The organism is Streptomyces sp. URMC 126 (assembly GCF_051386555.1).
Lineage (GTDB): Bacteria > Actinomycetota > Actinomycetes > Streptomycetales > Streptomycetaceae > Streptomyces.
This window is the reverse complement of the sequence record NZ_JBPQTX010000723.1, coordinates 1-334: the sequence shown is the minus strand read 5'-3', so window position 1 is coordinate 334 and position 334 is coordinate 1. Positions and strand designations below refer to the sequence as shown.

Annotated in this window: 1 protein-coding gene; it reads left to right on the top strand. The window is 74.6% G+C overall.

All coding sequences use genetic code 11. The features are described from left to right. Window positions 1–334, top strand: a 334-nt coding sequence (locus ACSNOK_RS33635; protein ID WP_436784559.1) for a beta-galactosidase, incomplete at both ends; no start/stop codon positions are given.

Genomic DNA, 334 nt, shown 5'->3' with positions numbered 1-334 from the left:
CGGGCGTCAACCTCGTCACCGTCGGAGTGTTCTCCTGGTCCCGGATCCAACCGCGCCCGGAAACCTACGACTGGAGCCTGCTGGACGAGGTGCTCGACCTGCTCCACGGCAACGGCATAGCCGTGGACCTGGCCACGCCCACGGCCGCACCGCCGCCCTGGTTCACCCGGCTGCACCCCGACGCCCGGCCGGTCACCGCCGCGGGCACCCGGCTGGCCCACGGCAGCCGGCAGGCCTTCTGCCCCAGCCACCCCGCCTACGCCGAGGCCGCCGACGCCGTCGTCACCGCACTGGCCACCCGCTACGCCGACCACCCCGCGGTCGTGCTGTGGCA